The organism is Megalodesulfovibrio gigas DSM 1382 = ATCC 19364 (assembly GCF_000468495.1).
Taxonomy (GTDB): Bacteria; Desulfobacterota; Desulfovibrionia; order Desulfovibrionales; family Desulfovibrionaceae; genus Megalodesulfovibrio; species Megalodesulfovibrio gigas.
In genome coordinates, this window is the sequence record NC_022444.1 from 256133 (window position 1) to 279955 (window position 23823).

General features: G+C 64.1%; 22 protein-coding genes and 1 pseudogene. 19 read left to right on the plus strand and 4 right to left on the minus strand.

Translation table 11 applies throughout. The features are described 5' to 3' along the window. The first annotated feature begins 105 nt into the window (after positions 1–105). Positions 106–1203 (plus strand): hypothetical protein, encoded by a 1098-nt coding sequence (locus DGI_RS01095; RefSeq protein WP_021758762.1) that lies wholly within the window; start codon positions 106–108, stop codon positions 1201–1203. Between the two features lie 125 nt (positions 1204–1328). After that, positions 1329–2978, plus strand: coding sequence for a phosphoglucomutase (alpha-D-glucose-1,6-bisphosphate-dependent) (gene pgm / locus DGI_RS01100; protein ID WP_021758763.1), 1650 nt, complete (start codon positions 1329–1331; stop codon positions 2976–2978). Positions 2979–3168: 190 nt separating this feature from the next. On the opposite strand, the gene DGI_RS01105 is transcribed toward pgm, so the two are convergent. Together DGI_RS01105 and DGI_RS01110 are read right to left on the minus strand one after the other, a co-directional pair. Beyond that, entirely contained in the window at positions 3169–3420 is a 252-nt protein-coding gene (locus DGI_RS01105) for a hypothetical protein (RefSeq protein ID WP_051286391.1), read from the minus strand. Between the two features lies 1 nt (position 3421). Continuing rightward, positions 3422–3697: a BrnT family toxin gene (locus DGI_RS01110; protein ID WP_021758765.1), complete on the minus strand. Its 276-nt coding sequence runs from the start codon at positions 3695–3697 to the stop codon at positions 3422–3424. Positions 3698–3976: 279 nt separating this feature from the next. On the opposite strand from DGI_RS01110, the gene DGI_RS01115 reads away from it, so the two are divergent. Then, positions 3977–4240, plus strand: a complete 264-nt coding sequence (locus DGI_RS01115) for a hypothetical protein (protein WP_021758766.1) — start codon at positions 3977–3979, stop codon at positions 4238–4240. Between the two features lie 79 nt (positions 4241–4319). Here DGI_RS01115 and DGI_RS01120 read toward each other — a convergent pair whose 3' ends face one another. Next, positions 4320–5912, minus strand: a complete 1593-nt coding sequence (locus DGI_RS01120; protein WP_021758767.1) for a PAS domain S-box protein — start codon at positions 5910–5912, stop codon at positions 4320–4322. Positions 5913–6144: 232 nt separating this feature from the next. Here DGI_RS01120 and DGI_RS18200 point away from each other — a divergent pair, with 232 nt between their 5' ends. After that, complete coding sequence (locus DGI_RS18200) at positions 6145–7308, plus strand: DVU_1551 family NTP transferase (RefSeq protein WP_021758768.1); 1164 nt, start codon at positions 6145–6147, stop codon at positions 7306–7308. 450 nt (positions 7309–7758) lie between these two features. Here DGI_RS18200 and DGI_RS01130 read toward each other — a convergent pair whose 3' ends face one another. Further along, positions 7759–9855 carry a molybdopterin-dependent oxidoreductase gene (locus tag DGI_RS01130; protein ID WP_021758769.1) on the minus strand — a complete coding sequence of 699 codons (2097 nt, stop codon included), beginning with the start codon at positions 9853–9855 and terminating at the stop codon, positions 7759–7761. Positions 9856–10164: 309 nt separating this feature from the next. Between DGI_RS01130 and DGI_RS01135 the strand changes: the two genes are divergently transcribed. From DGI_RS01135 to DGI_RS01200, 15 genes and pseudogenes are all read left to right on the plus strand, one after another. Further along, positions 10165–10542 carry an NADH-quinone oxidoreductase subunit A gene (locus DGI_RS01135; RefSeq protein ID WP_021758770.1) on the plus strand — a complete coding sequence of 126 codons (378 nt, stop codon included), beginning with the start codon at positions 10165–10167 and terminating at the stop codon, positions 10540–10542. Continuing rightward, entirely contained in the window at positions 10521–11099 is a 579-nt protein-coding gene (locus DGI_RS01140; RefSeq protein ID WP_021758771.1) for an NADH-quinone oxidoreductase subunit B, read from the plus strand. The genes DGI_RS01135 and DGI_RS01140 overlap by 22 nt, the downstream gene beginning before the upstream one ends. Next, positions 11092–11490, plus strand: a pseudogene (locus DGI_RS19370) (NADH-quinone oxidoreductase subunit C); the annotation flags it as partial. The gene DGI_RS01140 and the pseudogene DGI_RS19370, both read left to right, overlap by 8 nt. Before the next feature lie 150 nt (positions 11491–11640). Then, on the plus strand, positions 11641–12798 hold the full coding sequence (locus DGI_RS19135; RefSeq protein WP_027192978.1) for an NADH-quinone oxidoreductase subunit D: 1158 nt from the start codon (positions 11641–11643) through the stop codon (positions 12796–12798). Continuing rightward, the gene (nuoH, locus tag DGI_RS01150) at positions 12795–13781 is read left to right on the plus strand and encodes an NADH-quinone oxidoreductase subunit NuoH (protein WP_021758773.1); all 987 of its coding nucleotides are present in this window, start codon (positions 12795–12797) and stop codon (positions 13779–13781) included. Before DGI_RS19135 ends, nuoH begins: the two co-directional genes overlap by 4 nt. A 2-nt stretch (positions 13782–13783) precedes the next feature. Further along, positions 13784–14440: a 4Fe-4S binding protein gene (locus tag DGI_RS01155; RefSeq protein ID WP_021758774.1), complete on the plus strand. Its 657-nt coding sequence runs from the start codon at positions 13784–13786 to the stop codon at positions 14438–14440. Then, positions 14437–14955, plus strand: coding sequence for an NADH-quinone oxidoreductase subunit J family protein (locus DGI_RS01160; protein WP_021758775.1), 519 nt, complete (start codon positions 14437–14439; stop codon positions 14953–14955). Before DGI_RS01155 ends, DGI_RS01160 begins: the two co-directional genes overlap by 4 nt. Continuing rightward, a complete protein-coding gene (locus DGI_RS01165; RefSeq protein ID WP_021758776.1) occupies positions 14952–15293 on the plus strand; it encodes an NADH-quinone oxidoreductase subunit NuoK in 342 nt (113 codons plus the stop codon). The genes DGI_RS01160 and DGI_RS01165 overlap by 4 nt, the downstream gene beginning before the upstream one ends. Positions 15294–15302: 9 nt before the next feature. Continuing rightward, positions 15303–16781 carry a monovalent cation/H+ antiporter subunit D family protein gene (locus DGI_RS01170; protein WP_021758777.1) on the plus strand — a complete coding sequence of 493 codons (1479 nt, stop codon included), beginning with the start codon at positions 15303–15305 and terminating at the stop codon, positions 16779–16781. Then, positions 16781–17053 carry a hypothetical protein gene (locus DGI_RS01175; protein ID WP_021758778.1) on the plus strand — a complete coding sequence of 91 codons (273 nt, stop codon included), beginning with the start codon at positions 16781–16783 and terminating at the stop codon, positions 17051–17053. The genes DGI_RS01170 and DGI_RS01175 overlap by 1 nt, the downstream gene beginning before the upstream one ends. After that, complete coding sequence (locus tag DGI_RS01180; protein ID WP_021758779.1) at positions 17043–18884, plus strand: Na(+)/H(+) antiporter subunit D; 1842 nt, start codon at positions 17043–17045, stop codon at positions 18882–18884. Before DGI_RS01175 ends, DGI_RS01180 begins: the two co-directional genes overlap by 11 nt. Before the next feature lie 22 nt (positions 18885–18906). Beyond that, complete coding sequence (locus DGI_RS01185; RefSeq protein WP_021758780.1) at positions 18907–20472, plus strand: complex I subunit 4 family protein; 1566 nt, start codon at positions 18907–18909, stop codon at positions 20470–20472. Position 20473: 1 nt separating this feature from the next. Further along, positions 20474–21901, plus strand: coding sequence for an NADH-quinone oxidoreductase subunit N (locus DGI_RS01190; protein ID WP_021758781.1), 1428 nt, complete (start codon positions 20474–20476; stop codon positions 21899–21901). 111 nt (positions 21902–22012) lie between these two features. Next, the gene (locus DGI_RS01195) at positions 22013–22522 is read left to right on the plus strand and encodes a 4Fe-4S dicluster domain-containing protein (RefSeq protein ID WP_021758782.1); all 510 of its coding nucleotides are present in this window, start codon (positions 22013–22015) and stop codon (positions 22520–22522) included. Between the two features lie 144 nt (positions 22523–22666). Further along, positions 22667–23785, plus strand: coding sequence for a sulfite exporter TauE/SafE family protein (locus tag DGI_RS01200; RefSeq protein ID WP_034607305.1), 1119 nt, complete (start codon positions 22667–22669; stop codon positions 23783–23785). The last annotated feature ends 38 nt before the right edge of the window (positions 23786–23823 follow it).

Sequence of the window (23823 nt, forward strand, 5' to 3'; positions counted from 1 at the left end):
AGATTCGCAGCAACGGATTTTCCTGGCGGCATGCTATCCATTTTGACATTGACCCCATAATAGCATATAGACGGTGTCGGGTGATGCAACCGTGGTGGAGGACATATGTTCGACACGGGCATTCTCGACACCGTCATCGGCTTGTTTTTCCTGTATGCCCTGCTGGCGCTGGTCAACAGTGCGCTGGTGGAACTGGTCATCGGGTATGCCAATCTGCGGGGGGAAAATCTCTTCCGCACGCTCAAGAGCCTGCTGCCCTGCGACAAGGGCTGCATGGTCAGTGCAGAGACCCTGTACGCCCACGGCGCCATTGCCGCCATGTCCCCCGAGGGAATGGCCCCCGGCCGGCCTTCCTACCTGCCCCCGGCGCTGCTGGTGGACGTCCTCTCCCAGACGCTGTTCAACTCCCAGGCCGTGCAACAGGCCAGCGACACCGCCCAAAGCGAGCTGGACGCCCTCAAGGCGGCCGTGCTGGCAGATCCTGCCCCGGCTCCGGCCAAGGAGCTGATTCTTCTGGCCATTGAGCGCGCCCAGCGCGCCACGGGCACCGCGGCGGAGCAACTGGCCGCCTTCCGCGCCGCCCTGGAAGAGCTCTTCAATGATTCCGTGGAACGCGCCCAGGGCTGGTTCAAGCGCCGGGTGCAGCTGATTTCGCTGGGGCTGTCCCTGGTGCTGTGCGTCGCCGTGAATGCAGACACCATCCAGATCGCCCGCACCCTGAACAGTGATCCGGAGCTGCGCAAATCGGTGGTCGAGATGGCCGTCAAGACCCTGCAGGAACGGGCCGAGGCCGAAAACGCCACCGCAGCCACCAACAACACCGCCGTCGAGACCCACAACACCACGGCGCTCCTCGCGGGGACCTGCCCTGAATCCACCGCCTTGTACAAGCAATATCAAGCCAATGGCACCACGCCTCCCAATGAATTGACCGCCAATGTCCTGTCCTGTCTGGATGCCTCCCTGCAACAACATGCCGACACATTGTTGAGCACGTTCCCCCTGGGCTGGCATGATGCCCCCAGGCCGGCCACACCTTCCAGCCGTCTGGCCAAGGTCCTGGGGCTGCTCATCAGCACCCTGGCCGTCTCCCTGGGCGCGGCGTTCTGGTTCAAGCTGCTGGAACAGGTGATCCGCCTTTCCGGCCGGCGCATCCCCCTGACCTCCGAGGCGCCAGCCGGCAGCGAGAACAAACCCGTGTGACAATCTCACGCCTATCCGCTTGAAGTCCTTGTCCTGGGGCCGCATGTTGGGGTATGCAGCATCACGGTTCGTTGAATCTGCGCCGGCACTGATGCCGCCGCCCATGTGAGCCCCAGGAGCCGCCCATGTCTGTTCATCCCCTGGCCGGACAGCCCGCCCCGCGCGAGATGCTTGTCAATATTCCCCGTCTCGTCACCGCGTACTTCGCCCACACCCCCAACGTGCTGGATCCCAGCCAGGCCGTGAGCTTTGGCACGTCCGGCCATCGCGGCTCGTCCCTCAAGGCCAGCTTCAACGAGGCCCACATCCTGGCCGTCACCCAGGCCGTGTGCGACTACCGCACCGCCCAGGGCCACGCCGGCCCGCTCTTTTTGGGCATGGATACCCACGCCCTTTCGGAGCCGGCCTTTGTGACTGCGCTGGAAGTGCTGGCCGCCAACGACGTGCCCGTGCGCTACCAGGCCGGCCTCACGGCCACGCCCACGCCGGTCATCTCCCACGCCGTCCTGCTCTGGAACCGGGACCACCCGGACCACAAGGCCGACGGCATCGTCATCACCCCGTCCCACAACCCGCCCGAAGACGGCGGCTTCAAATACAATCCGCCCCACGGCGGACCCGCCGGCTCCGAGGAGACGGCCGCCATCCAGAAAATGGCCAACGCCTACCTGGAAGCGGACAACAAGGGCGTGCGGCGCTTCAGCTATGCCAAGGCCAAAGGCGCGCCCAGCTCCGCGGCCTATGACTTCATCACCCCCTACGTGGCCGACCTGGCCTCCGTGGTGGATCTGGACTGCGTGCGCGATCTGAAGATCAAGCTCGGTGCAGACCCCCTGGGCGGCTCTGCCCTCACCTTCTGGGAACCCATCGCCGAGCGCTACGGCCTGGACCTGGAGCTGGTCAACAACACCCTGGACCCCTCCTTCGCCTTCATGCCCGTGGACCGCGACGGCGTCATCCGCATGGACTGCTCCAGCCCCTACGCCATGGCCGGCCTGCTGGCCCACAAGGATGCCTACGCCGTGGCCTTTGGCAACGATCCCGACGCCGACCGCCACGGCATCGTCACCCCCGGCGGCCTGATGAACCCCAACGACTACCTGGCCGTCTGCGTCTGGTACCTCTTCCAGTACCGCCCCCGCTGGCCCAAGACCGCCAAAGTGGGCAAGACCATCGTCACCTCCATGCTCCTGGACCGCGTGGCCGCCAAACTGGGCCGCGACGTGGCCGAGGTGCCCGTGGGCTTCAAGTGGTTCGTGGACGGCCTGCTCTCCGGCCGCTACGGGTTCGCCTGCGAGGAAAGCGCCGGCGCGTCCCTGCTCAAGAAGGACGGCAGCGTCTGGACCACGGACAAGGACGGCATCGTCATGAACCTGCTGGCCGCGGAGATGACCGCCATCACCGGCAAGAATCCCCAGCAGCTCTATGACGACCTGACCCGCGAATTCGGCCGCCCGGTCTACACCCGCGTCTCCGCCCCGGCCAACCTGGAACAGAAGCAGGCCTTCAAGAAACTCACGCCGGAGATGATTACCACCGAGACCCTGGCCGGCGAACGCATCGAAAGCGTCATCACCCACGCCCCGGAAAACGGCGCGTCCATCGGCGGGCTCAAGGTCAGCGCGCCCTCGGGCTGGTTCGCCGCCCGGCCCAGCGGCACCGAGGACATCTACAAGATTTACGTCGAAAGCATGGTCGGCGAATCCCACGCTCGGCTCCTGGCCCACGAGGCGCAAGCCCTGGTGGATACCGCCTTCAAGGCGGCAGGGGTGTAGAACGAAGCATGTGGTGCGAGGGGGAGCCTGTTGGAAGACGGGATTCCCCCTCGCGCTCTCCCCTTCCAAAAATTTGATTGTAGTCTTGAGTCACAATAAAAAAGTCTTTGGAAAGGGGGTTCGGGGGAAGAACNAGAACCTTTCTTCAGAAAGGTGTTCCCCCGAGAGTTCTTTACAAAAACAACATGTGCTACACCTTCTCCCCTTCCAGATACCGCCGCAGCACCGCATTGACCGCCGCGCTGCAGTCCTGCTGCTTGCCGAAGAACGCGGCAACATCAGGATCCAGCGCCACAAGCGCGCATGGCTCCGGCGCCTGCCCTGGCCGGCGAATGCGGGTGACGGCCTTGCGCATGAAGGCACTGTCCAACGGCTGCGCATCCGGATCGTCCAGCGCATTGCGGGTCGCTTCGCTGTCGGTCATGGCTGCGACGCGGGCCATGTCAGAATAATACTGCTTTTTCATACGCGTTCTGTTCTTCTTTGGTTGCCTTACGCATGGAGATGACGCGAAGCGCTTCGCCTTGCTCGGTATACACCAGGGCAACGCACTGCACACCGAGCATGCCAATGGCGATCCATCGATCTTCGCCATACTCAAAGCGATCGTCAAGAAATTCCAATGTGGGACGCATAAACACTTGGTCGGCATCTTCAAATGCAAGTCCATGCTTCTGAAGATTCTTGTTGCGTTTTTGCGTGTCCCACACAAGTTTCATGCTGCCTCCATACCCTTTTTCCGGCCCCGCGCCAAGCATCCCCCCACGCCGGTTCCGGGCCTCGTCTCCCCCCTCCCCCCTCCCCCCGCCCCGTCCGCAATACCTGTCCCGCGCGAACGATCTTTCCCGTCCGGGCTGGAATTCCTTGCGGCCTGCGTGCGTATCTGAGATGGTTGTATCGTGGGAAATGGCGACGTGCTGCCATGCGCGTTTTTGTCCAACACCTGTGGCATCGCAAACCCCGGCCATTTACACGCCAAAAGAAGGGGGATTTTGCTGATGAAGAACCTGTTCGCCTCGCTCTTCGTGCTTGCCACTGTTTCCTGCGCCAGCCTTGCCTTTGCTGGCTCCGACGACGCCACCTGGATTGCCCAGTGCATTCAGGACAACAAGGATGCCAAGGTGTCTGTGGACGTCATCACCAAGTACTGCACATGCATGAACGATAAGATGGACGAGAACGAAACGCAGTCCATCACGCAGTGGGAAAAGTCCCATCCCAAGGAACGCACCGAGTGCGACAAGGAGTCCGGCTGGAAATAGGGCACGTTATTTTTGAAAAGAACCCTCGGGGGAAGAACCTTTCTAAAGAAAGGTTCTTCCCCCTCGCAACGTTGCGGAGTCAGTTTCCCTGCCCGTTCCCCTGCTCCGCGGGCACCCGGTCCGTGATGTCGATGACAATGCCGCTCCACAGCGTGGAGCCGTCTTCCTGCCGGGCGGGGATGGAGTCCGCCTTGAACCAGCGTTCGCGGCCATCGGCACAATAGAAGCGGTACGCAAGGGAAAACGGTTCCAACAACGCGGCAGACCGTTCCGACTTCTCCATGATGACGGCCACGTCGTCTGCGTGGATGCGGGCATACAGGATCTGGGCGTCGCGCATGATGTCCATGGGATGCAGATCCATGAGATCGCGGGCGCGGTCGCTCACGTAGGGGAACGAATAGTGGCCGTCGGGGTCCCGCTTGAATTGATACAGCACCCCGGGCACGGTATCCGCGATGTGGCGCAGATGCTGCTGGCTCTTGCGCAGGGCCTGTTCGGCCTGCACGCGTTCGGTGATGTCAAAGACGCAGGCATAGAGGAAGGCCTTGCCGCGGACCACAATGGGCCCGCTGTACACCTCCACGTCCCGCACCTCCCCCGAGGCCAGACGATGGCGAAAGGTGAAATAGCGCTTGCCACCGCACAGGGCCGCGGCCATTTCCCGCTGCAGGGTGGGCCGGGACGCGAGGTTGATGTCTGCAGCGTGCATGGTGAGGAACTTGTCCCGCGGCCAGCCGTAAAAGGCGCAGGCTGCCTTGTTGACGTCCAGGAACGCCCCGGTTTCCGGGTCCACCAGCGCCATGACCATGGCATTGTCCTCAAACAAGGCCCGGTAGCGGGATTCGCTTTCCGCCAGGGCCTGTTCGGCGCGTTTGCGATCGGTCACGTCCAGGGCAAAGCCATCGATGAGGAACGTTCCATCCGCCTGACGCTCGCGCATGCGGGCATTCATGGAAATCCAGATCACCTCGCCATCCACCCGGCGGGCCTGGTATTCAAAGTTGGCCACGGCGCCTTCCCGGGCCAGCCGCTGCAGTGCCTCCTGCCGGCGTTCCGGATGCACATACAGTTGGCGAGGCAGTTCCTGATAGTGCTCCAGGGCTTCCTCCGCAGAGTCAGCCCCCACCATCCGGGCCATGAACGGGTTGAGATGCAGGGCCCGGCCGCTGGATTCAGTCACGAACACGCCCACCGGCGCGCGCTCAAACAGCTCCAGGTATCGCTGTTCGCTCCGGCGCAGGGCCTGGCGGGCCTCGGCCAGTGCCTGCAGGGGCTGGCCCTGCTGACCGTCGGCCTCCTGTGCAGAGCGGATGCAGACCACCACGGCGGGATGCCCTTCCCACTGCAACCCGGCGGCGGTGGCCTCCAGCCAGCCGAAGGCGCCGTCCTCGCCGGGGGTTGCGCAGCGCAGCAGCAGGCGGCGGGCCGATGCGGCAGGCGCACACGCCCCCAGGCAGAAATCCAGCAGCGGGGAGATGTCGTCAGGGTGTACACTGGCGGCCAGGGTCGCAGGCTGGGCGGCGTCCAGAAGGCACCAGCGCCGCCAGGCGGGATTGCACCGGACAATCTTGCCGGCCTGCACCACGGCCATGCCGTCCGGTGCGTGGAGGAAGAGCAAATCCTGCCAGCAGTCTGACGCGGCAGAGACAGGGGGCAGGCATGTGTCCATCTCGGGGTCCTTGCTGCATCACGGCGATTCACGCCGCCACTTGTCAAAATTTTCGCCAACAGCGCATCATAGCATCACGGGGCAAAGAGCTCAAGGAAAGGAACGATTCCGGGCAAACATCCCGCAAATTTTGTTCCGGTATGCGGGTTCCAACGCCGTGCCGGGCGTGCTAGGGCAATCCCCGTCGCGCACTGCAATCAGCCGCCGCTGGCGGCAATGGGGAACGAACATCATGGAACCGCAACATGCCGGCATGGCCGGCCTGATTCTCGCCGCCGGCAAGGGCGAGCGCATGGGCGGCTGCAAAGCCTTGACCATGCTCGGTGGCCGGACCTTTCTGGAACGGATTGCCGAGACGCATCGGGAGGCCGGCCTGCGCGCCCTGGTGGTGGTCACCGGCGCACAGCGGGAGGACGTCCAGGCCCATGCCGCCGCCCTGGGACTGCCCACGGCGCACAACCCCCGCTTCGAAGAAGGCATGTTCACCTCCATCCTGGCCGGCCTTGCCGCGCTTGCCGCAGCCGGGCATGCCGCCGCCTGCCTGCATCCCGTGGATATTCCGTGCATCCGCCCCGCCACCATCCGCCTGTTGCGCCGGACGTGGGAGACGAATCCCCATCCCGCCCGCATCCTGTCGCCCATGTTTGACGGCCGTACGGGGCACCCGCCGGTGATCGGCCGGGATCGGATCCCGGAAATCACCGCCTGGACCGGCCCTGGCGGTCTGGCTGGCTATTTTTCCGCCTGCAATGCGGTGGAACTGGTGGACGTGGCCGATGCCGGCATCCATCTGGATGCGGACACCCCCGCGGATCTCGCCCGTCTGGAAGCCTGGCTGCCGCATCGGGACGTCCCCACCCTGGCCGAGGCCGAGGCCTTGCTGCGGCTCCATCAACCCCGCGCCGGCGTGGTGGCGCACAGCCGCGCCGTGGCCCTGGCTGCCCGACGGCTGGCCGTGGCCCTGACCACTCGGGGCCTGTCCCTGGACGCGGACACCGCCGAGGTGGCCGGGCTGCTGCACGATATCGCCAAGGGCCAGCCCGACCACGCCGCCGTCGGCGCGGCCCTGGTGCGCGAGGCCGGCTTTGCGGCCCTGGAAACGGCCATCGCCCTGCATCCCGGTGTGCCGGCAGTGCCTGACGACCCCGCGCAACAGCCGGGCCTGCCCCTGCTGCCGGCAGTGCTGGCCCTGGCGGACAAGTATGCCGCCGGCGATGCCTTTGTCGGCCTGGAGGAGCGATTCGGCCGCAAGGCGCAGCAATATCAAGACAACCCGGACGCCTGCGCCGGCATCGCCCGCCGTCTGGCCGCCTCCCGGACCCTGGAGGCCACGCTGCAGGCCCTGCTGGGCCGCCCGCCGCTGGAGGTGGTCAGGGACGCAACGGGTTGTTGTTGAGGCGCGTTGGCTGGGGGGATGCCCTTTCTGTAGAAAGGGCATCCCCCCAGCCCCCCCTCCCCAAAGACTTTTTATTGTGAACGCGCAATGGTACCGAATTTCTGGAAGGGTTGTTGCGCGAGCATGACCCCGACTGGTGGGCCGGGTTCATGAAAAAGGCGTGTCCAGAGGCATACGCCGCCGCACACGCCTGCGCATGTCTGTTCGAGAGGGGAACCCTGTTGGCAGTGCACCCGAAAACGGTTCTCTCCTCTTGCGCGCTCCCCTTCCAAAATTTTGCGCGTGCCCTGGAATCACCATGAACAGTCTTTGGAAAGGGGGTTCGGGGGAAGAACCTTTCTTCAGAAAGGTTTTCCCCCGAGAACTCNAGTCTTTGGAAAGGGGGTTCGGGGGAAGAACCTTTCTGTAGAAAGGTTTTCCCCCGAGAACGCTTTTCAAAAGTGCCCTGCTCTACATCTTGCTGACCTTCACAAAGTGCTCCTGCAGGGAGAGGCCGCCGCCGGCGGCGTCTTCCTTCTTCAGGCCACCGATCATGAATTCCTGGTCGGCCACGCCCTTGTTGAAGGCGCGGGACTCGGGGGGCAGCTTGTGGCCGAAGCCGTGGATCATGAACGCGGCTTCGGGATGGATGAAGTCCGTCACGTAGGCCTTGATGGTGCCTTCCACCTTCTTGCCGTTGCCGCCCTGGATGCGCACGGTGTCGCCGTCGTTCACGCCCAGCGCCTTGGCGCGGGCAGTGTTCAGCCAGAGCGTGTTTTCGGACATCTTCTGGCTCAGGAGGGAGTTGTTCACGGTATGGCCCTGGGTGTGCAGGGCGCAGCGGCCAAAGGCGATGCGGAAGGCATCCTCGCCTTCGGGTCTGGCCGGGGATTCGTACGGCTTGAGGGAGGGCAGGCCCATGCCTTCCCACTTTTCATTGATGATTTCCAGCTTGCCTGAGGGCGTCTTGAACTTGAACTCGGCCATGTCCTTGTAGACGGGCTTGTCGCACAGGGCCACCTGCCCGCTTTTTTCAAAGTCGGCGCGGGTCACGCCCGTGTCCTGCAACTGGTACTCGTGCAGGGCTTCCAGGGAGTCGAAGGCCAGCTTTTCCACGCCCAGGGCCTTGGCCAGGCCGCAGATAATCTCCCAGTCCGCCTTGGTATCGTAGCGGGGCTCAATGGCCCGAGCGCGGTAGAAGATGGTCGGCTTGAGGCCCGAACCGCCGGCGATGATGGAATCGCGCTCCAGATACGGGGACATGGGCAGGATGACGTCGGCATACCAGGCAGAGTCGGACCAGGTGAACGTGGTGGCGACGATCAGATCCAGCGTGTCCCAGGCCTGGCGGATGGCGTCGGGGTCCGGCATGGCCATCAGCGGGTCATGACGGTGGATGATGTACGCCTTGACCGGGTACGGCTGGCCCGAGACCATGGCCTCGTATGCCTTGTGCACCAGCCCGGGGCCGGCATCGATGTGCTTGAGCACGGAGCCGGCGCCGTCGGCGCGGGGGATGGCCGGCTTCTCGAACAGGTCCACAAACTTCTTGAGCCCCTTGCGGCCCACGTCCTTGGGCGTGTTGGTGACGGCCAGGCCACCCTTGGCGCCGATGGAGCCCAGCAGCGCATTGATGAGATACGCCGTGCGGGAAACGTAGAAGGAATCCGAATAGCGGGCCACCATCCAGCCGGGATGCCAGATGACCGCCGGGGCGGCCTGCACCAGCTGCTTGACGAACTTGCGCAGCGCACTGGCGGCAACGCCGGTTTCGCCCTCGGCCCATTCCGGCGTGTACGGCTCCACAAACTTCTTCAACGCATCGAAATTATTGACGTGGCGATCCACATACGCCGCGTTGTACTGCTTGGTGGCAATCAGCTCGTTGAGCACCGCCAAGTTGAAGGCATAGTCCGTGCCGGGGCGGATCATAAAGAAATTCTGCGCCTTGGATGCGGAGACGGTGGCCCGGACGTCAATGACGCTGAGCACGCCGCCATTGTCCAGGCTGTCCAGCACGCCGTTGACTTCCTTGACGTTGATGGCCTCAAAGATGTTGCGTGTCTGCAGCACAATGTGCTTGGCGTTCTTGTAATCGTAGATGAAGTCCTTGCGGCCGGAACCAGACACGGAAAGCGCGGCGTGCTGCACGTTCCTGGCGCATGAGGCATCATGATTGCAGTAGTTTGGCGATCCGATGCCACGCATGAAGGCCTGGTGCAGATCGACAAAAGGGCCGCCGCGATCAGACCACAAGACGCTCTGCGGACCATGCTCCGTCATGATGGCCTTGAGCTTTTCCGCCACATGGGCGAAGGCCTCGTCCCATGCGACACGACGCCACTTGCCTTCGCCGCGCGCGCCTTCGCGGATCATCGGATACTGCGGACGCTCGCTGTCCTGCGTCAACGCGTACCCGGCAGCGCCACGTGGGCACAGCGCACCGCGCATGCCGGCATCCTTGGGGTTGCCCTGAATGAAGCGCACCGCGCCGTCTTCCACTTCCACCATGATGGGACACCGCACGGTGCACATGCCGCAAAGGCTGTAAACGTCTTTTCTGGCCATGAGTTCCACCCTCATAAAAGATCTGAATGACGGCAAGTGCCGTCCGCTCGCGGGTCTTTACCGGATAGCTGGTGGTAACAGGTCCTGGCGGCCTGAGGCAAGCAAAGGGCCTCGATTGTGAAAAAAAGAACGCTACAAATCCGGAAATTCGTGACCAGACACGAAAACCGAGTGAAAAAAATGGGAAATTAAGAACAACTTCCAGATTTCTTGACATTTTGTCGCCAAAGGTGTTTTGCAATCATAGGGAATCGACAGGCGTCTGGGCGCATGACGAGACGAACGTGACCTGGAAAAAGGGGACGGCGCATGGTCTTCACCTGGCTGAACATCGCCATTCTGGCTGCTCTGGGATTGGGCGTAGCGTTTGCCGGCGCTCCGCTGGCGGGGTCGGTGCTCTTGGCCCCCCGGGCTTCCGGCGGGGATTTGCGCATGCCGTACGAGTGCGGCATGCCGCCGCACGGCTCGCCCTGGATCCGATTCGGCATCAATTACTACTTTTATGCATTGCTGTTCCTGGCGTTCGATGTGGACGTGCTCTACCTCTTCCCCGTGGCCGTGGCGTATTCGGGGCAGGCGGGCTGGCTTGAACTGGTGAAGGTGAGCATTTTTCTGGCCGCGCTGGGCCTGGGCGTTCTCTACTTCTGGAAGAAGGGAGTCTTCACATGGCCGAAAAAGATCTCCTAGCTCCCTGGATCAAACAGGCGGATGCAACTCAGGTGCCGGGCGCGCTGGAAATCGGCCCGGTCAAGCAGATCACCGACCTGTGCCGCGCCATGAGCCTGTGGCCCATGACTTTTGGCTTGGCCTGCTGTGCCATCGAAATGATGGCCGTGGGCATGGCCCGATTCGATATCTCCCGCTTTGGCGCGGAAGTGTTCCGGCCCTCCCCCAGGCAATCCGACCTGATGATTGTGGCCGGCACGGTCTCCAAGAAGATGGCTCCGGCCCTGGTGCGTCTTTACGAACAGATGCCCGCCCCCAAGTGGGTGATGGCCCTGGGCAACTGCGCCATTTCCGGCGGCCCCTTTGTCTTCAAGGGCCAGTACGGCATTGTGGAAGGGGTGGACAGGCTGGTGCCCGTGGATGTGTACGTGCCCGGCTGCCCGCCGCGTCCGGAAGGGCTGTTGGAAGGGCTGTTCCAGCTTCAGGAAAAGATTACCGGCAAGCGCTGGTGGCCGCAGCCTGAAGGCATGGAGCCGGTGCAACCCCAGGCGGCACAGGAGCAGGGCAGCCATGCGTGAACAAGTGCTGGAATCCCTGGCCGGGGCGCCCCGGCTCGTTGAGTGGCCCTGCGGCGGACAGCAGGTGTTCCTGGAGCCCGCCACCCTGCCCGCGGCCATGTGCCGGCTCAAGGCGGATGGCATGCTGCTGGAGGACGTCACCGTCGCTGAATATGTGGAAGGCTGCGAGGCCGTCTACCATCTGAGCAACCCGCAAACACTGGAACGCGTGACCTTGCACGCCCTGGCCCAGGCCAACGGCGATGGCAAGGCCGCCTTCCCCACCATCTCGCACATTTTCCAGGGTGCGGACTGGCACGAGCGCGAGGCCATGGACTTCTTTCCCGTGACCTTCCGCAACCATCCCACTCCCCTGCCCCTGCTGCTGGCGCCGGAGATGGCAGACGAAACGCCCCTTTCCCGCCCGGCAGAGGAGCGCAGCTCCATCTTCACGGTCATGGACTATTCCGGTGTGGTGGGCGCGCCGTCCGCCGAATCCCTCATCGGCTGGGACGGCGAGGTGCCTGCGCCGCCGCCGGTGGCCGATGTCTATGTCACGGGTCTGCCTGACGACGCCCCCGGCGACTACTACACCCGCCACTTCCAGGCCACGGGCGAGCCGGACCGGCTCATCCTGAACATGGGTCCGCAGCACCCCTCCACCCACGGCGTGCTGCGCATCATCCTGGAGCTGGACGGCGAATACATCGCCCGCGCCGAACCCGTGCTGGGGTACATCCACCGCATGCACGAGCTCATGGGCCAGAATCGCAAGGCCGGCCAGTTCCTGCCCAACATGGGACGCGTGGACTACCTGCACGCCCTGGGCTGGAACCACGCCCTGGTGCTGGCCGTGGAAAATCTGGCCGGCATCCAGGTGCCGGAACGCGCCGAGCTGCTGCGCATCCTCACCGTGGAACTGAACCGCATCAGCTCGCACCTGCTCTGGTGGGGGGCCTACCTGCTGGACCTGGGCGCCTTCACGCCCATCATGTACGGCTTCGACGACCGCGAAACCATCATGGACCTGCTCCAGATGGCCACGGGCTCGCGGCTCACCTACTGCTATCACCGCTTCGGCGGCGTCTCCCACGAGCCCATGCCCGGGTTTTACGAGGGCGTGAAGGAATTCATCGATGGCTTCGACGCCCGTCTGGCCATGTACAAGGATCTGGTCACCGACAACATCATCCTCAGAAAGCGCGTGGAAGGCGTGGGCGAGATGGATCTGGACGTCTGCCGCCGCTACGGCTGCACCGGCCCGGTAATCCGCGGCTCCGGCCTGGCCTTCGACGTGCGCCGGGCCTGGCCGCATTCGCTGTATTCCGAACTGGATTTCAACATCCCCGTGTACCACGAAGGCGACGCCCTGGCGCGGTACATGGTGCGCATGGACGAGATGGTGGAAAGCGCGCGCATCATCAAACAGGTACTCGAACGCATCCCCGGCGCCGAGGGCGGACACATCCACCCCAAGGCCCCCAAGCAGGACTTCACCCTGCCCAAGGGCACGTCCCGGGCCATGGTGGAAGCCGCCCGCGGCATGGTGGCCGTGGAGGTGATCAGTGACGGCGGCAAGACGCCGTACCGCATGCGCCTGCGCTCGCCCTGCTTCTCCAACCTGTCGTGTTTTGCGGAAGTCTCCCGTGGGACGCTCCTGGCGGACGCCGTGTCCACCCTGGGCAGTCTGGACCTTGTGATCCCGGAGATTGACCGATGATTGCCCTCGCCGATCTGCAAATTCCCGGCGCCTTCGTGCGTCTGGTGGTGGCCCTGGCGGCGCTGGCGGCGTTTGTCGGCGTCAATGGCATGTTGTTGGTATACCTGGAACGTAAAGTGGCCGGCCACATCCAGCGCCGGCCCGGCCCCTTTGAGGTTGGCCCCCATGGCATCCTGCAGGCCGTGGCGGATGCCCTCAAGCTGGTAGGCAAGCAGCTCGTCACGCCCAAGGGGGCGGACTGGCTGCTCTTCTGGGGCGCGCCGGTGGTCTCGTTCATGCCGGTGTTCCTGCTCTTTCTGCCCATCGAGTTCGGCCCCGGCCTTTACGGGCTGGACACGAACCTGGGTCTCTTGCTCATCCTGGCCTTTGCCGGGTTGAACGTGCTGGCCCTGTGCATGGCCGGCTGGGGGTCCAACAACAAATGGGCGCTGCTTGGCGCGGCGCGCGCCGTGGCCCAGAGCGTGGCCTATGAGATTCCGCTGCTGCTGGCCGTGCTGGCCATCGCGGCCATGGCCGGCACCCTGCACCTGGGCGAGATTGTGGCCCGGCAAGGCAGCTGGCCCTGGCAATGGAACGTGGCGCTGCAGCCGGTGGCGTTCTTCATCTACTTTGTCTGCAGTGTGGCCGAGACCAACCGCGCCCCCTTCGACCTGCCCGAGGCCGAGAGCGAGCTGACCGCCGGCTTCCATACGGAATATCCCGGCATGGGCTTCGGCCTCTTCTTTCTGGCGGAATATGCGGAAATGATCGTCGTGAGCGCCGTGGGGGCCACGCTGTTCCTCGGCGGCTGGAAAGGCCCGCTAGTGGATGGCGTCTGGTGGTTCCTGTTCAAGATTTACGCCTGGTTGCTGGTGATGATGTGGATCCGCTGGACCTACCCCCGCGTGCGCTTCGATCAGATTCTCAACCTGTGCTGGAAATGGCTCATTCCCCTGGCGCTTGTGAATCTTTTGGCCACCTTCGTGGCACTGGCGGTGGTGTGACCATGCGCGCTTCCCTCTTCGAACCCATTGTGGAGGCCTTGCAGGGCCTCAAGAGTCTGGTGGTGGGGCTCAGGATCACCGGCCGGGAATTCGCCAAGCCACAGCGCACGGTGCACTACCCCCGGCAGGTGGTGGGTGATGCCGCCCTCCAGGGCTACCGCGGACACATTGAGCTGGTGCCCCTGGAAGACGACGCCCAGACCCCGCGCTGCATCGCCTGCATGCAATGCGAGCGGATCTGCCCTTCGAACTGCATCCGCCTCAAGGTGGAGAAACCCGCCAAGCCGGCCAAGGCTGCCCAGCCTGCGGAAGACACCGTGGACACGGACACCGTGACCCCCAAAACCAAACGCACGGCAGACATGCCCAAGGACGGCGGCCGCAAAAAGGTGACGGCCTTCCACCTGGACTACACCTTGTGCAGCCTGTGCGGATTGTGCGTGCAGGTGTGCCCGGTGGTCAGCCTGCGACACTCCGCCAACCTGTATCTGGCCGGCCCCACGCGCGAGGCCTTCCACCTCGATCTGCTGGCCCGGCTGCATCGCCAGCCTGAAGCCCCCGCCCCCGGCGAGGGTCCCCGCGGCGGCGGCAAGCCGGAAAAACTCGCCCCGCGCAAACCATTCGTCAAAAAGGATGCGGAAGGAGGCGAAGGCGTATGACCCTGGACTTCCTGACGGCGGACGCCACAGCCAAGGCGCTGTTTCTCCTGTACTTCCTGGCAATCCTGGTGGGCGGGATCATGGCCGTGGCGGCGAAGAATCTGGTCAAGGCCATGCTCGGGCTCGTCAAAACGCTCTTCGGCGTCTCGGGGATGTACCTGCTGATGCAGGCGCCCTTCATCGCGCTGATGCAACTGCTCATCTATGTGGGCGCGGTGTCCGTGCTCATCTTCTTCGCCATCATGCTCACCAGGGGCGAGGAAGAAGGATGCCCCGCAGCGAGTAAAAAGATTTTGGCCGTGCTGGCCGCAGCCTCGCCGGCGGCCATCCTGGGCGGCCTGCTGCTGCGGCACGCGCCCATGCCTTCCGGTACGCCGGTGGAAACCTCCCTGGCCGTGCTGGGCAACCTGTTGTTGACCGACTACGTGCTGGCCTTCGAGGCCATCTCCCTGGTGCTCTTCGTGGCCATGGCCGGGGCAGTGGTCCTCGGGTTCGAGCGGAGGCTTTCCAAATGAGCGCGCTCTTCGCCAATCCATTGTTGTGCTATCAGCTCGCCGCGGTGACGCTGCTGGCCCTGGGGCTCGTCGGCTTCTGCCTGCGCAGGACACTGGTGGGGATGCTCATCAGCGTGGAATTGATGCTCAACGGCGCGGGGCTCTCCATTGTGGCGGCCACGCAGCTTTCGCCCGCCGCGACCGAGCAGGCGAGCCAGGCCGGCCTGGGCCAGCTCGGGGCGCTGCTGGTCATGGGTCTGGCCGCGGCCGAAGCCACCCTGGTGCTGGCCATCGTCCTGGTGCTGGCCAAACGATTCGGCACGGCTTCCGTCGAGGCCGTCTCGGAACTCAAGGGGTAGGGGAAGATCATGCACACGCCCGCCTTGCTCATGCCCCTCATTGTGACGTTTCTGGCCCCGTTCGTCATCTATCTGCTCCGCAAGAACATCAACCAGCGCGAGGGTGTGTCCTTTGTGGCCGCCATCCTGGCCAGCCTTGCCGTGTTCAGCTTCATCCCGGACGTGCTGGACGGCCAGGTGCTGCAGTACACCCTGGTGACGCTGTATCCCGGCATCTCCATCTCCTTCTGCATGGACGGCCTGGCGCTGATTTTCGCCTGCATCGCCCCGTTCTTGTGGATTCTGGTGACCAGCTACAACATCGGCTACATGCGCGGCCTGAACGAACACGCGCAGACGCGGTACTACTTCTGCTTCGCCGTGGCCATCTTCGGCGCGCTCGGCGTGGCCATGTCTGCCAACATCTTCACGCTGTACCTGTTCTACGAAATCATCTCGGTCTTCACGTATCCCCTGGTCGCCCATCATGAGGACGACGCCGCCTGGGCCGGGGCGCGCAAGTACTTCATCTACCTGATCGGCACGTCCAAGCTGTTCTTCCTGCCGGCCATGGTGCTCACCTACGTGCTGGCCGGCACGCTGGACTTCAACCTGCACGATGTGGCCACGGGCATCTTCCCGGCCACAGCCAATCCGCATCTGGTGCAGCTGACGTATGTGCTGTACATCGCCGGTCTGGCCAAGGCGGCCATCATGCCCTTCCACAACTGGCTGCCCTCGGCCATGGTGGCGCCCACGCCGGTCTCGGCCCTGCTGCATGCGGTGGCCGTGGTCAAGGCCGGGGTGTTCTCCGTCTCCCGGGTGGTGCTCTCGGGCTTCGGGCTGGAGACCATGGACACGCTGTTCCTGGGCATCCCCACCGCCTATGTGGCGGCCTTCACCCTGGTGGCGGCGTCCATCATCGCCCTGACCAAGGACGATCTGAAGGCCCGACTGGCCTACTCCACGGTGGCGCAGCTCTCCTACGTTATCCTGGGCGTGACCATGCTGGCCCCCCTGGCCGTGGAAGGCGGGCTGATGCACATCGCCCACCATGCCTTCTCCAAGATCACCCTCTTCATGGGCGCCGGCGCAATCTATGTGGCCACGCACCTGAAGCAGATCAGCAAGATGAACGGCCTGGGGCGCAAGATGCCCTGGACCTTCGGGGCCTTTGCCGTGGCCTCGCTCTCCATGATCGGCGTGCCGCCGGTGTGCGGCTTCGTCTCCAAGTGGTACATGCTGCGCGGGGCCATGGAGACGCACGAGACGGTGCTGATGTGCGCCCTGCTGCTCTCCACCATCCTTAATGCAGGCTACTTCATGCCCATTCTGTTCACGGCATTCTTCAAGAAGCCGGCAGAGGGCGAAGCCGAGGCGGCCATGGCACACTTCAAAGAGGCTGCGCCCACCATGGTGGTGCCGTTGTGCCTGACAGCGGCGTTTTCGGTGGCGCTGGGGTTGTTCCCCGTCTTCCTGCACTTCATCAACACCTTGCGAGGGTTGTGATGGCCTGGGACGAGCTGCAGAACTCCCTGGGGAGCTGGTTTGCGCGGCAGCGGAACAACGCCGCTGCCTGGCGGCTGGCCTTCTTCGTGGCGCTGGGTGCAATGGTGGTGATGAACCTCTTTCTTCGGCCGGCCCATCCGCACTTTGGGGTGGATGCCCTGCCCGGCTTCTGGGCCGTCTTCGCCCTGGGCACGGCCGTGATCATGGCGCTGGTGCTGAAGAAAATCGTGGCAAAGCTCATCGGCCGCCGGGAGGACTATTATGACCGCTGAAACGGCGTCCTTCTTCTTTCATCCCGCGACGTTCTTCGCCGTGGGCGCCGCGGGCGCGGCACTGTTGCCGCGGGCCATCCACCGCTGGCTGCTGCCGGCCATGGCCGTGCTGGCCTTCGGCGTGATGGTGTGCATCAGCCAGGGCGACGGCGGAGCCAACCTGTACCTGCACTGGCTGGGGCTGGACCTGAATCTGGCGCGGGTGGACCGGCTCTCCATCATCTTCGCCCACATCTTCGCCCTGCAGGCCATCCTGGGCTGCATCTACGCCATGCATCTCAAGGACCGCTGGCAGCACGTGGCCAGCATGGCCTATGTGGGCGGGGCGTTTGTGTGCGTCTTCGCCGGGGATTATCTGACGCTCTTCATCGGCTGGGAACTCATGAGCGTGGCCTCCACCCTGCTCATCTGGTTCCGCCGCCGGCAGCAGTCCACGGCCGCAGGCTTCCGCTACTTCCTGGTGCACACCTTCGGCGGGCTGGTCCTGCTGGGCGGCATCATGCTGCGCTATCAGGCCACGGGCAACTTCGACTTCAACCCCGTGGACCCGAACGCCCTGCAGCTGTATGACTGGCTGATCCTGCTCGGCTTTGCCGTGAACGCCGCGGTGGTGCCCCTGCATGCCTGGCTGCCCGACGCCTACCCCGAAGCCACGGTAACGGGCGCGGTATTCATGAGCGCCTTCACCACCAAGACGGCGGTGTACGTCCTGGCCCGGGCCTTCGCCGGGGTGGAGATTCTGGGCATCCTGGGCGTGGTGATGTGTCTGTGGGGCGTGTTCTACGCGACCATGGAAAACAACGCCCGGCGCATCCTCTCGTATCACATCGTCTCCCAGGTCGGATACATGGTGGCAGGCATCGGCATCGGCACGGCCATGACCGTGAACGGCGCCTGCGCCCACGCCTACGCGCACATCCTGTACAAGGGCCTGCTCTTCATGGGCGCCGGCTGCCTGCTGCACGCCGCCGGCACGGCCAACCTGAGCCAGCTGGGCGGCCTGGCCCGCCGGCTGCCGCTGGTGTTCGTGCTGTACATGGCCGCGGCGGTGTCCATCTCCGGCATGCCGTTCTTCAACGGGTTCATCTCCAAGACCATGACCATCGCCGGCGCGGCCGAGTCGCACCACACCTGGCTGGCCCTGGGCATGGAAATCGCCGCGGTGGGGACGTTCCTCTCCGTGGGCATCAAGCTGCCGTACTTCGCCTTCTTCGCCAAGCCGGATTCGACACTGCAACTGGAACCCATCCCGGTGAACATGTATGTGGCCATGTTCGGCGGGGCGGTGCTCTGCCTCGTCACCGGGTTGTTCCCCAACCTGCTGTACTCGCTGCTGCCCTTCCCGATGCACGCGGAACAGATTACGGCGTACACGCCCTTTGTGACCGGGCTGGGGCATGTGGAATTCCACCCGTACGATCTCTTCAACATCCTGCAGGCCTTCACGCTGCTGGGCTTCACCGGCCTGGGCTTCTACCTCCTGCGCAACGTGCTCACCCCGCATGCCCAGCGCAACATGGACTTCGAGTGGTTCTATGTGCTCGTCGGCAAGGCCTTCTACACCCTGGTGAGCCGGCCGGCGGCCTGGATCGACAGCATCTGGAGCGAGGTGTACCGGACCCTGGGCCTGCCCGGCCTCAAGCTGGGGGCCAAGGGGGCGAGCGCCTTTGACGTGGCGGCCATCGACGGTGTGGTGGACGGGTCCGCCAAGACCGTGGGCGCCACAGGCCGACTGGCGGCCCGCCTGCAAACGGGCGATCTGCAACACTATGCTGCGCTGGCCACGGCGCTGGGCCTGGGCATCGCTGCGTGCCTGTGGTGGCTGGGATAGGGGGATAAAAATGGAACAGCATATGCTCGCCGCGTTCCCGTATCTCACGAACCTGATCTTCCTGCCCATCGTCGGCGCAATCGCCCTGATGGTGCTGCGGGTGGACGATACGGCGGCGCGGTTCATCACCCTGTGCATTGGCATCGTGGAAACCCTGCTGGCTCTGACGCTGCTGGGCGGCTTTGCCCTGGGCGACGCCGGCTGGCAGTTCGTGGAGCTGCATCCCTGGATGCCCGCGGCCGGACTCACCTATCACCTGGCGGTGGACGGGCTTTCGCTCTTCATGGTGGTGCTTTCGGCAGTGCTGCTGCCCCTGTGCACCCTGTGTTCCTGGACGTACATCTCCAAACGGGTCAAGGAATTCCACGTCTGCCTGCTGCTGATGACCGGGGCCTGCGTGGGCGTGTTCGTGGCCATGGATCTGGTACTCTTCTACATCTTCTGGGAAGCGATGCTGGTGCCCATGTACCTGCTCATCGCCGTGTGGGGCGGGCCGCGCCGGCGCTACGCCTCCATCAAGTTCTTCCTGTACACCCTGGCCGGCTCCACCCTGCTGCTGGCGGCCATCGTGGCCCTGTACGTGCACGAGGGCACCTTCTCCATCCCCGCCCTCATGCAGGGGGACTACGCCTTCGACTTCCAGTGCTGGATCTTCCTGGCCATGGCCCTGGCCTTTGCCATCAAGGTGCCCATGTTCCCCTTCCACACCTGGCTGCCCGCGGCCCACGTGGAAGCGCCCTCGGCCGGGTCCGTACTGCTGGCCTCGGTGTTGCTCAAGATGGGGACCTACGGCTTCCTGCGATTCTGCATCGGGCTCACCCCGGCCGCAGCGGACCATTACGCCCCCCTGATGCTGGCCATCAGCGTGGCGTCCATCCTCTACGGCGGCTTTGTGGCCCTGGGCCAGCAGGACATGAAAAAGCTCATCGCCTACTCTTCCGTGGCGCACATGGGCTTCGTCACCCTGGGCATCTTCGTCTTCACCCAGGCCGGGGTGGAAGGCGCGCTCATGGTCATGCTCAACCACGGCATCGTCACCGGCGCGCTGTTCATGATGGTCGGGGCGATCTACGAACGCAGCCACAGCCGCGAGATCACGCAAAACATGGGCCTGGGCAAACATCTGCCGGCGTTCATGGGCTTCTTCGGGCTGTTTGCCCTGGCCTCGCTGGGCTTCCCGGGGCTGAACAGCTTCGTGGGCGAACTGCTGGTGCTCATTGGCGCCTTTGAGTTCAACACCTGGCTGGGCATGGCAGGCATCCCCGGCGCCATGCTGGCCGCGGCGTACATGCTGCGCCTGGGCCTGAAGATGGCCTACGGGCAGCCCGCCTCCCCCGCCGGCAAAGGCTGGGGCGACCTGAATCTGCGGGAATGGACGTACCTGCTGCCCCTGGCCTTCCTCACGCTGTACCTGGGCATCGCTCCTGGCCTGGCCCTCAAAGTGGTGACGCCCTCCGTGGAAAAACTGCTGACCGACTACCGCGCCAAGGTTCACATGACCATGCAGGCCAAGGCGGTGCCGACATCGCCCGCCCTGGCAAAACTCGATGCGCATCTGGCCGGGAAGACCCAAGGGGAGGTCCGCTGACATGAGCCAGTACAACCTCGCACTCTGCCTGCCTGAACTGGCCCTCTTCGGCGTGATGGCCGTGCTCTTCGTGCAGTCCCTCACCCCGGACGGCTCCAAGCGCTGCCTGTGCTGGCTGCCCTACGGCGGACTGGCCACCATCGCCGCGGCGCTGATCGGCATGGGCGACAGCGGCAGCCTGTTCTACGGCGCGTATCAGATCGACGCCCTCTCCCAGTTCTTCAAGCTGGCCGTGGCCGTGGGCTTCACCATCGCCGCCCTGAACGCAGCCAACCCGCCCCAGCTGGACGCCGCCAAGAAGCCGGACTTCTACTTCTTCCTGGCCGCCTCGGCCTGGGGGCTGATGCTCCTGGCCTCCTGCGTGGAGTGCGTGACCATCTACGTGGCCCTGGAAATCTCCTCCTACAGCCTGTATGCGGTGGTGCCCCTGCGGGCCAAGGAACGCCAGGCCGCGGAAGCCGGCGTCAAGTACATCCTCTTCGGTGCGGTGGCCACGGCCATTGCCCTGTATGGCCTCTCCTACCTCTGGGGCAGCCACGGCACCACGTATCTGGCTGTTCTGGCCGGGAAGGACTTCTCCCTGGCCGGCGCGCCCCTGGCTGCGGTCGGACTGGCCATGTTCCTGTGCGGGATGTTCTACAAGCTGGCGCTGTTCCCCTTCCACTTCTGGGCCCCGGACGTGTACCAGGGCAGCGCCAACGAAACGTCCGCCTTCATCGCCACCCTGCCCAAGCTGGGCGCAGCCGTGGTGCTGGTGCGCTTTGCCGCGCTCCTGACCCCCGGCCTGGAAGTGACGCTGCTGCTGGCCGTGCTGGGCGCCATCTCCATGACCTACGGCAACCTGGCGGCCCTGGCCCAGCGCGACATCAAGCGCCTGCTCGGCTACTCCAGCGTGGCCCATGCGGGCTATCTGATGCTCGGCCTCGTGTCCGGCACCGCTGAGGGCCTGGCTGCGGCGAGCTTCTACGCGCTGGTGTACATCCTCATGAATCTGGCCATCTTCTGGGTGCTGTGCCGTCTGGCTCCCGACGGCAAGAACGTGGCCCTGGAAGATCTGGATGGCCTGTCCCGCCGCGAACCCGTGCTGGCCCTGGTGCTGGCCGTGAGCGCCTTTGCCCTGGTGGGCCTGCCGCCCACGGCGGGCTTCATGGGCAAGCTGATGCTCCTCAAGAGCGCCTGGGGCCATGGCTACAACTGGCTGGTGATCGTCGCGGTGCTGAACACGGCCATCGCCATCTACTACTACCTCTCCCTGGTGCGGCATGCCTATACGCATGATGCCGACGATGTTCCTGCCGGCAGTGTCAAACGCCCGATGGGAGATCTCGTCTGGGGCCTTGCCCTGGCCGTGGTGCTGCTGGTGATGGGCACCATGCCGGGTGCGATATTCGATCTGGCCACAGCAGCCGGGCATGCGGTGATGCCGTAACATTCGTCGTCCCTGAAAAGAGGCTGCGCTTTGACAGCCTTCCGTGAAATTCACACCATATCGGTATCAAATAAGAGATCGGGCCAGCCATCTCTGGAGCAGGAGGACACCATGGGCAAACAGATCATCAAGTTCAACGCCAACCGCTGCATCAGCTGCTATGCCTGCGAGATGCACTGCAAGGCCAAAAACAAGGTGCCCGAAGGCGCATGGCTGGGCAAGCTGGTCTCCAAGGGGCCGGTGAACCGTGGCGGCAAGCCCCGGCTCCTGACCATGTACATGACCTGCTTTCACTGCGCCAAGGCGTGGTGCATCGCCTCCTGCCCCACCGGGGCCATGACCCGCGATGAGCAGGGGCTGGTGCATGTGCAGTCGGATCTGTGCGTGGGCTGCAAGGCCTGCATCCAGGCCTGCCCCTGGAGCATTCCGCAGTGGGATGACGAGCAGGGCAAGGCCATCAAGTGCGACTTCTGCCGCGACCGTCTGGCCGAAGGGCTCAAGCCGGCCTGCGTGACCGCCTGCTGCGCCCATGCGCTGGAATTCGTGGATGTGAATGAGAATTCCAACAAGAACCGCGAAGCCTACGCCCAAACCGTGCTGGCACGGCAGGAGCGCGCCTGATTTCGCAGCGTCCGTGGTGGGAGCGCATCGGAATCATTGGGAAAGCATTGACTCTTTGACGGGGAACTCGCCTGAAGCCCTTTGTGGCGACAGGATCTTATTATCACTGACTCAAGTCGAGAAGGAGTGAGAGACGTGAAGCACATGAAACTGTTTGCGCTGTTGCTGGCAATAGCAGCCGTGACGCTCATTGCATTCCAGGAACCTGCCATGGCGCAGTCGCAGAAACTGGCCGACGCCATCCAGCAGGCCGTGACGGCGGGCAAGGTTGACCCTGCCCAGCCTGCCGGCTTCCTGGGCATTCCCGGCGGCCCGGTGATCGACTGGTGGAAGGGCCTGCTCTGGGCCATCTGGGTCGGCTGGATCTTCTCCACCGTGGGCGCGTTCGGCGGGGTTATGGCGGCCATCGGCCACATGACCGTCTTCGGTTTCGGGGCGTATGCCAAGAGCTTTGGCAAGGACCTGCAGCTGAACAAGATCGTCACGGACTCCATCCGTACCTCCAACCAGTACCTCGTGGGCACTTCTGCAGGCATTTCCACCTACAACTATTGGAAAATGGGCCGTCTGGTGCTGCCCCTGGGCCTGGCTCTGGGCATTGGCACCATCATCAGCTCCTATCTCGTGCCCATGCTCACCGCAGGCAAGATCAACCTGAGCTCGTACCAGGGCTACTTCGGCCTGTTCGTGCTGCTCCTGGGCCTGTATCTGGTGTATGAAGTCACGCCTGCCGGCAAGGCCAAGAAGAAGGCCGCCTCCGCCGCTGCCAAGGCCTTCCAGGAAAGCGTGAAGAAGGGCGGCAACATTGCCGACCAGGGCGTGAAAATCCAGTCCTTCACCGCCACCAGCTGCGTGTTCACGTTCTTCGGCGTGGAATTCAAGTTCAACCCCATCGTGCCCGTCATCGGCGCCTTCATCATCGGCGCCATCGCGTCCTTCCTGGGCGTGGGCGGCGGCTTCCTGCTGGTGCCCTTCCTCACCTCCATGGCCGGCCTGCCCATGTACCTGGTGGCTGGCACCTCGGCCATGGGCGTGTTCGTGGGCATGATCACCTCCATCTTCTCCTACATGATGCAGGGCACGCCCATCGAGTGGTCCTTCATCGGCGCGGAAATGGTGGGCATCGTCATCGGCTCCATCATCGGCCCCCGCACCTCCAAGTACATCCCGGACACCGCCCTCAAGGTGCTGTTCATCGTCCTGGCCTTCTACACCGGCGTGGATTACATCCTGCGCGGCTTCTTCGGCATGCGGATTTTCTAACCGTTCGTCGTCGCACCAGGGGCCGCTGCCTGGCGGCC

Coding starts and splice junctions, on each gene's coding strand:
- DGI_RS01130 (WP_021758769.1), bottom strand. CDS start 9,855: ATGGCCAGAAAAGACGTTTACAGCCTTTGCGGCATGTGCACCGTGCGG.
- DGI_RS01095 (WP_021758762.1), top strand. CDS start 106: ATGTTCGACACGGGCATTCTCGACACCGTCATCGGCTTGTTTTTCCTG.
- DGI_RS01160 (WP_021758775.1), top strand. CDS start 14,437: ATGACCCTGGACTTCCTGACGGCGGACGCCACAGCCAAGGCGCTGTTT.
- DGI_RS01170 (WP_021758777.1), top strand. CDS start 15,303: ATGCACACGCCCGCCTTGCTCATGCCCCTCATTGTGACGTTTCTGGCC.
- nuoH (WP_021758773.1), top strand. CDS start 12,795: ATGATTGCCCTCGCCGATCTGCAAATTCCCGGCGCCTTCGTGCGTCTG.
- DGI_RS01195 (WP_021758782.1), top strand. CDS start 22,013: ATGGGCAAACAGATCATCAAGTTCAACGCCAACCGCTGCATCAGCTGC.
- DGI_RS01110 (WP_021758765.1), bottom strand. CDS start 3,697: ATGAAACTTGTGTGGGACACGCAAAAACGCAACAAGAATCTTCAGAAG.
- DGI_RS18200 (WP_021758768.1), top strand. CDS start 6,145: ATGGAACCGCAACATGCCGGCATGGCCGGCCTGATTCTCGCCGCCGGC.
- DGI_RS01105 (WP_051286391.1), bottom strand. CDS start 3,420: ATGGCCCGCGTCGCAGCCATGACCGACAGCGAAGCGACCCGCAATGCG.
- DGI_RS01165 (WP_021758776.1), top strand. CDS start 14,952: ATGAGCGCGCTCTTCGCCAATCCATTGTTGTGCTATCAGCTCGCCGCG.
- DGI_RS01155 (WP_021758774.1), top strand. CDS start 13,784: ATGCGCGCTTCCCTCTTCGAACCCATTGTGGAGGCCTTGCAGGGCCTC.
- DGI_RS01120 (WP_021758767.1), bottom strand. CDS start 5,912: ATGGACACATGCCTGCCCCCTGTCTCTGCCGCGTCAGACTGCTGGCAG.
- DGI_RS01140 (WP_021758771.1), top strand. CDS start 10,521: ATGGCCGAAAAAGATCTCCTAGCTCCCTGGATCAAACAGGCGGATGCA.
- DGI_RS01115 (WP_021758766.1), top strand. CDS start 3,977: ATGAAGAACCTGTTCGCCTCGCTCTTCGTGCTTGCCACTGTTTCCTGC.
- DGI_RS01190 (WP_021758781.1), top strand. CDS start 20,474: ATGAGCCAGTACAACCTCGCACTCTGCCTGCCTGAACTGGCCCTCTTC.
- pgm (WP_021758763.1), top strand. CDS start 1,329: ATGTCTGTTCATCCCCTGGCCGGACAGCCCGCCCCGCGCGAGATGCTT.
- DGI_RS01180 (WP_021758779.1), top strand. CDS start 17,043: ATGACCGCTGAAACGGCGTCCTTCTTCTTTCATCCCGCGACGTTCTTC.
- DGI_RS01135 (WP_021758770.1), top strand. CDS start 10,165: ATGGTCTTCACCTGGCTGAACATCGCCATTCTGGCTGCTCTGGGATTG.
- DGI_RS01175 (WP_021758778.1), top strand. CDS start 16,781: ATGGCCTGGGACGAGCTGCAGAACTCCCTGGGGAGCTGGTTTGCGCGG.
- DGI_RS01200 (WP_034607305.1), top strand. CDS start 22,667: ATGAAACTGTTTGCGCTGTTGCTGGCAATAGCAGCCGTGACGCTCATT.
- DGI_RS01185 (WP_021758780.1), top strand. CDS start 18,907: ATGCTCGCCGCGTTCCCGTATCTCACGAACCTGATCTTCCTGCCCATC.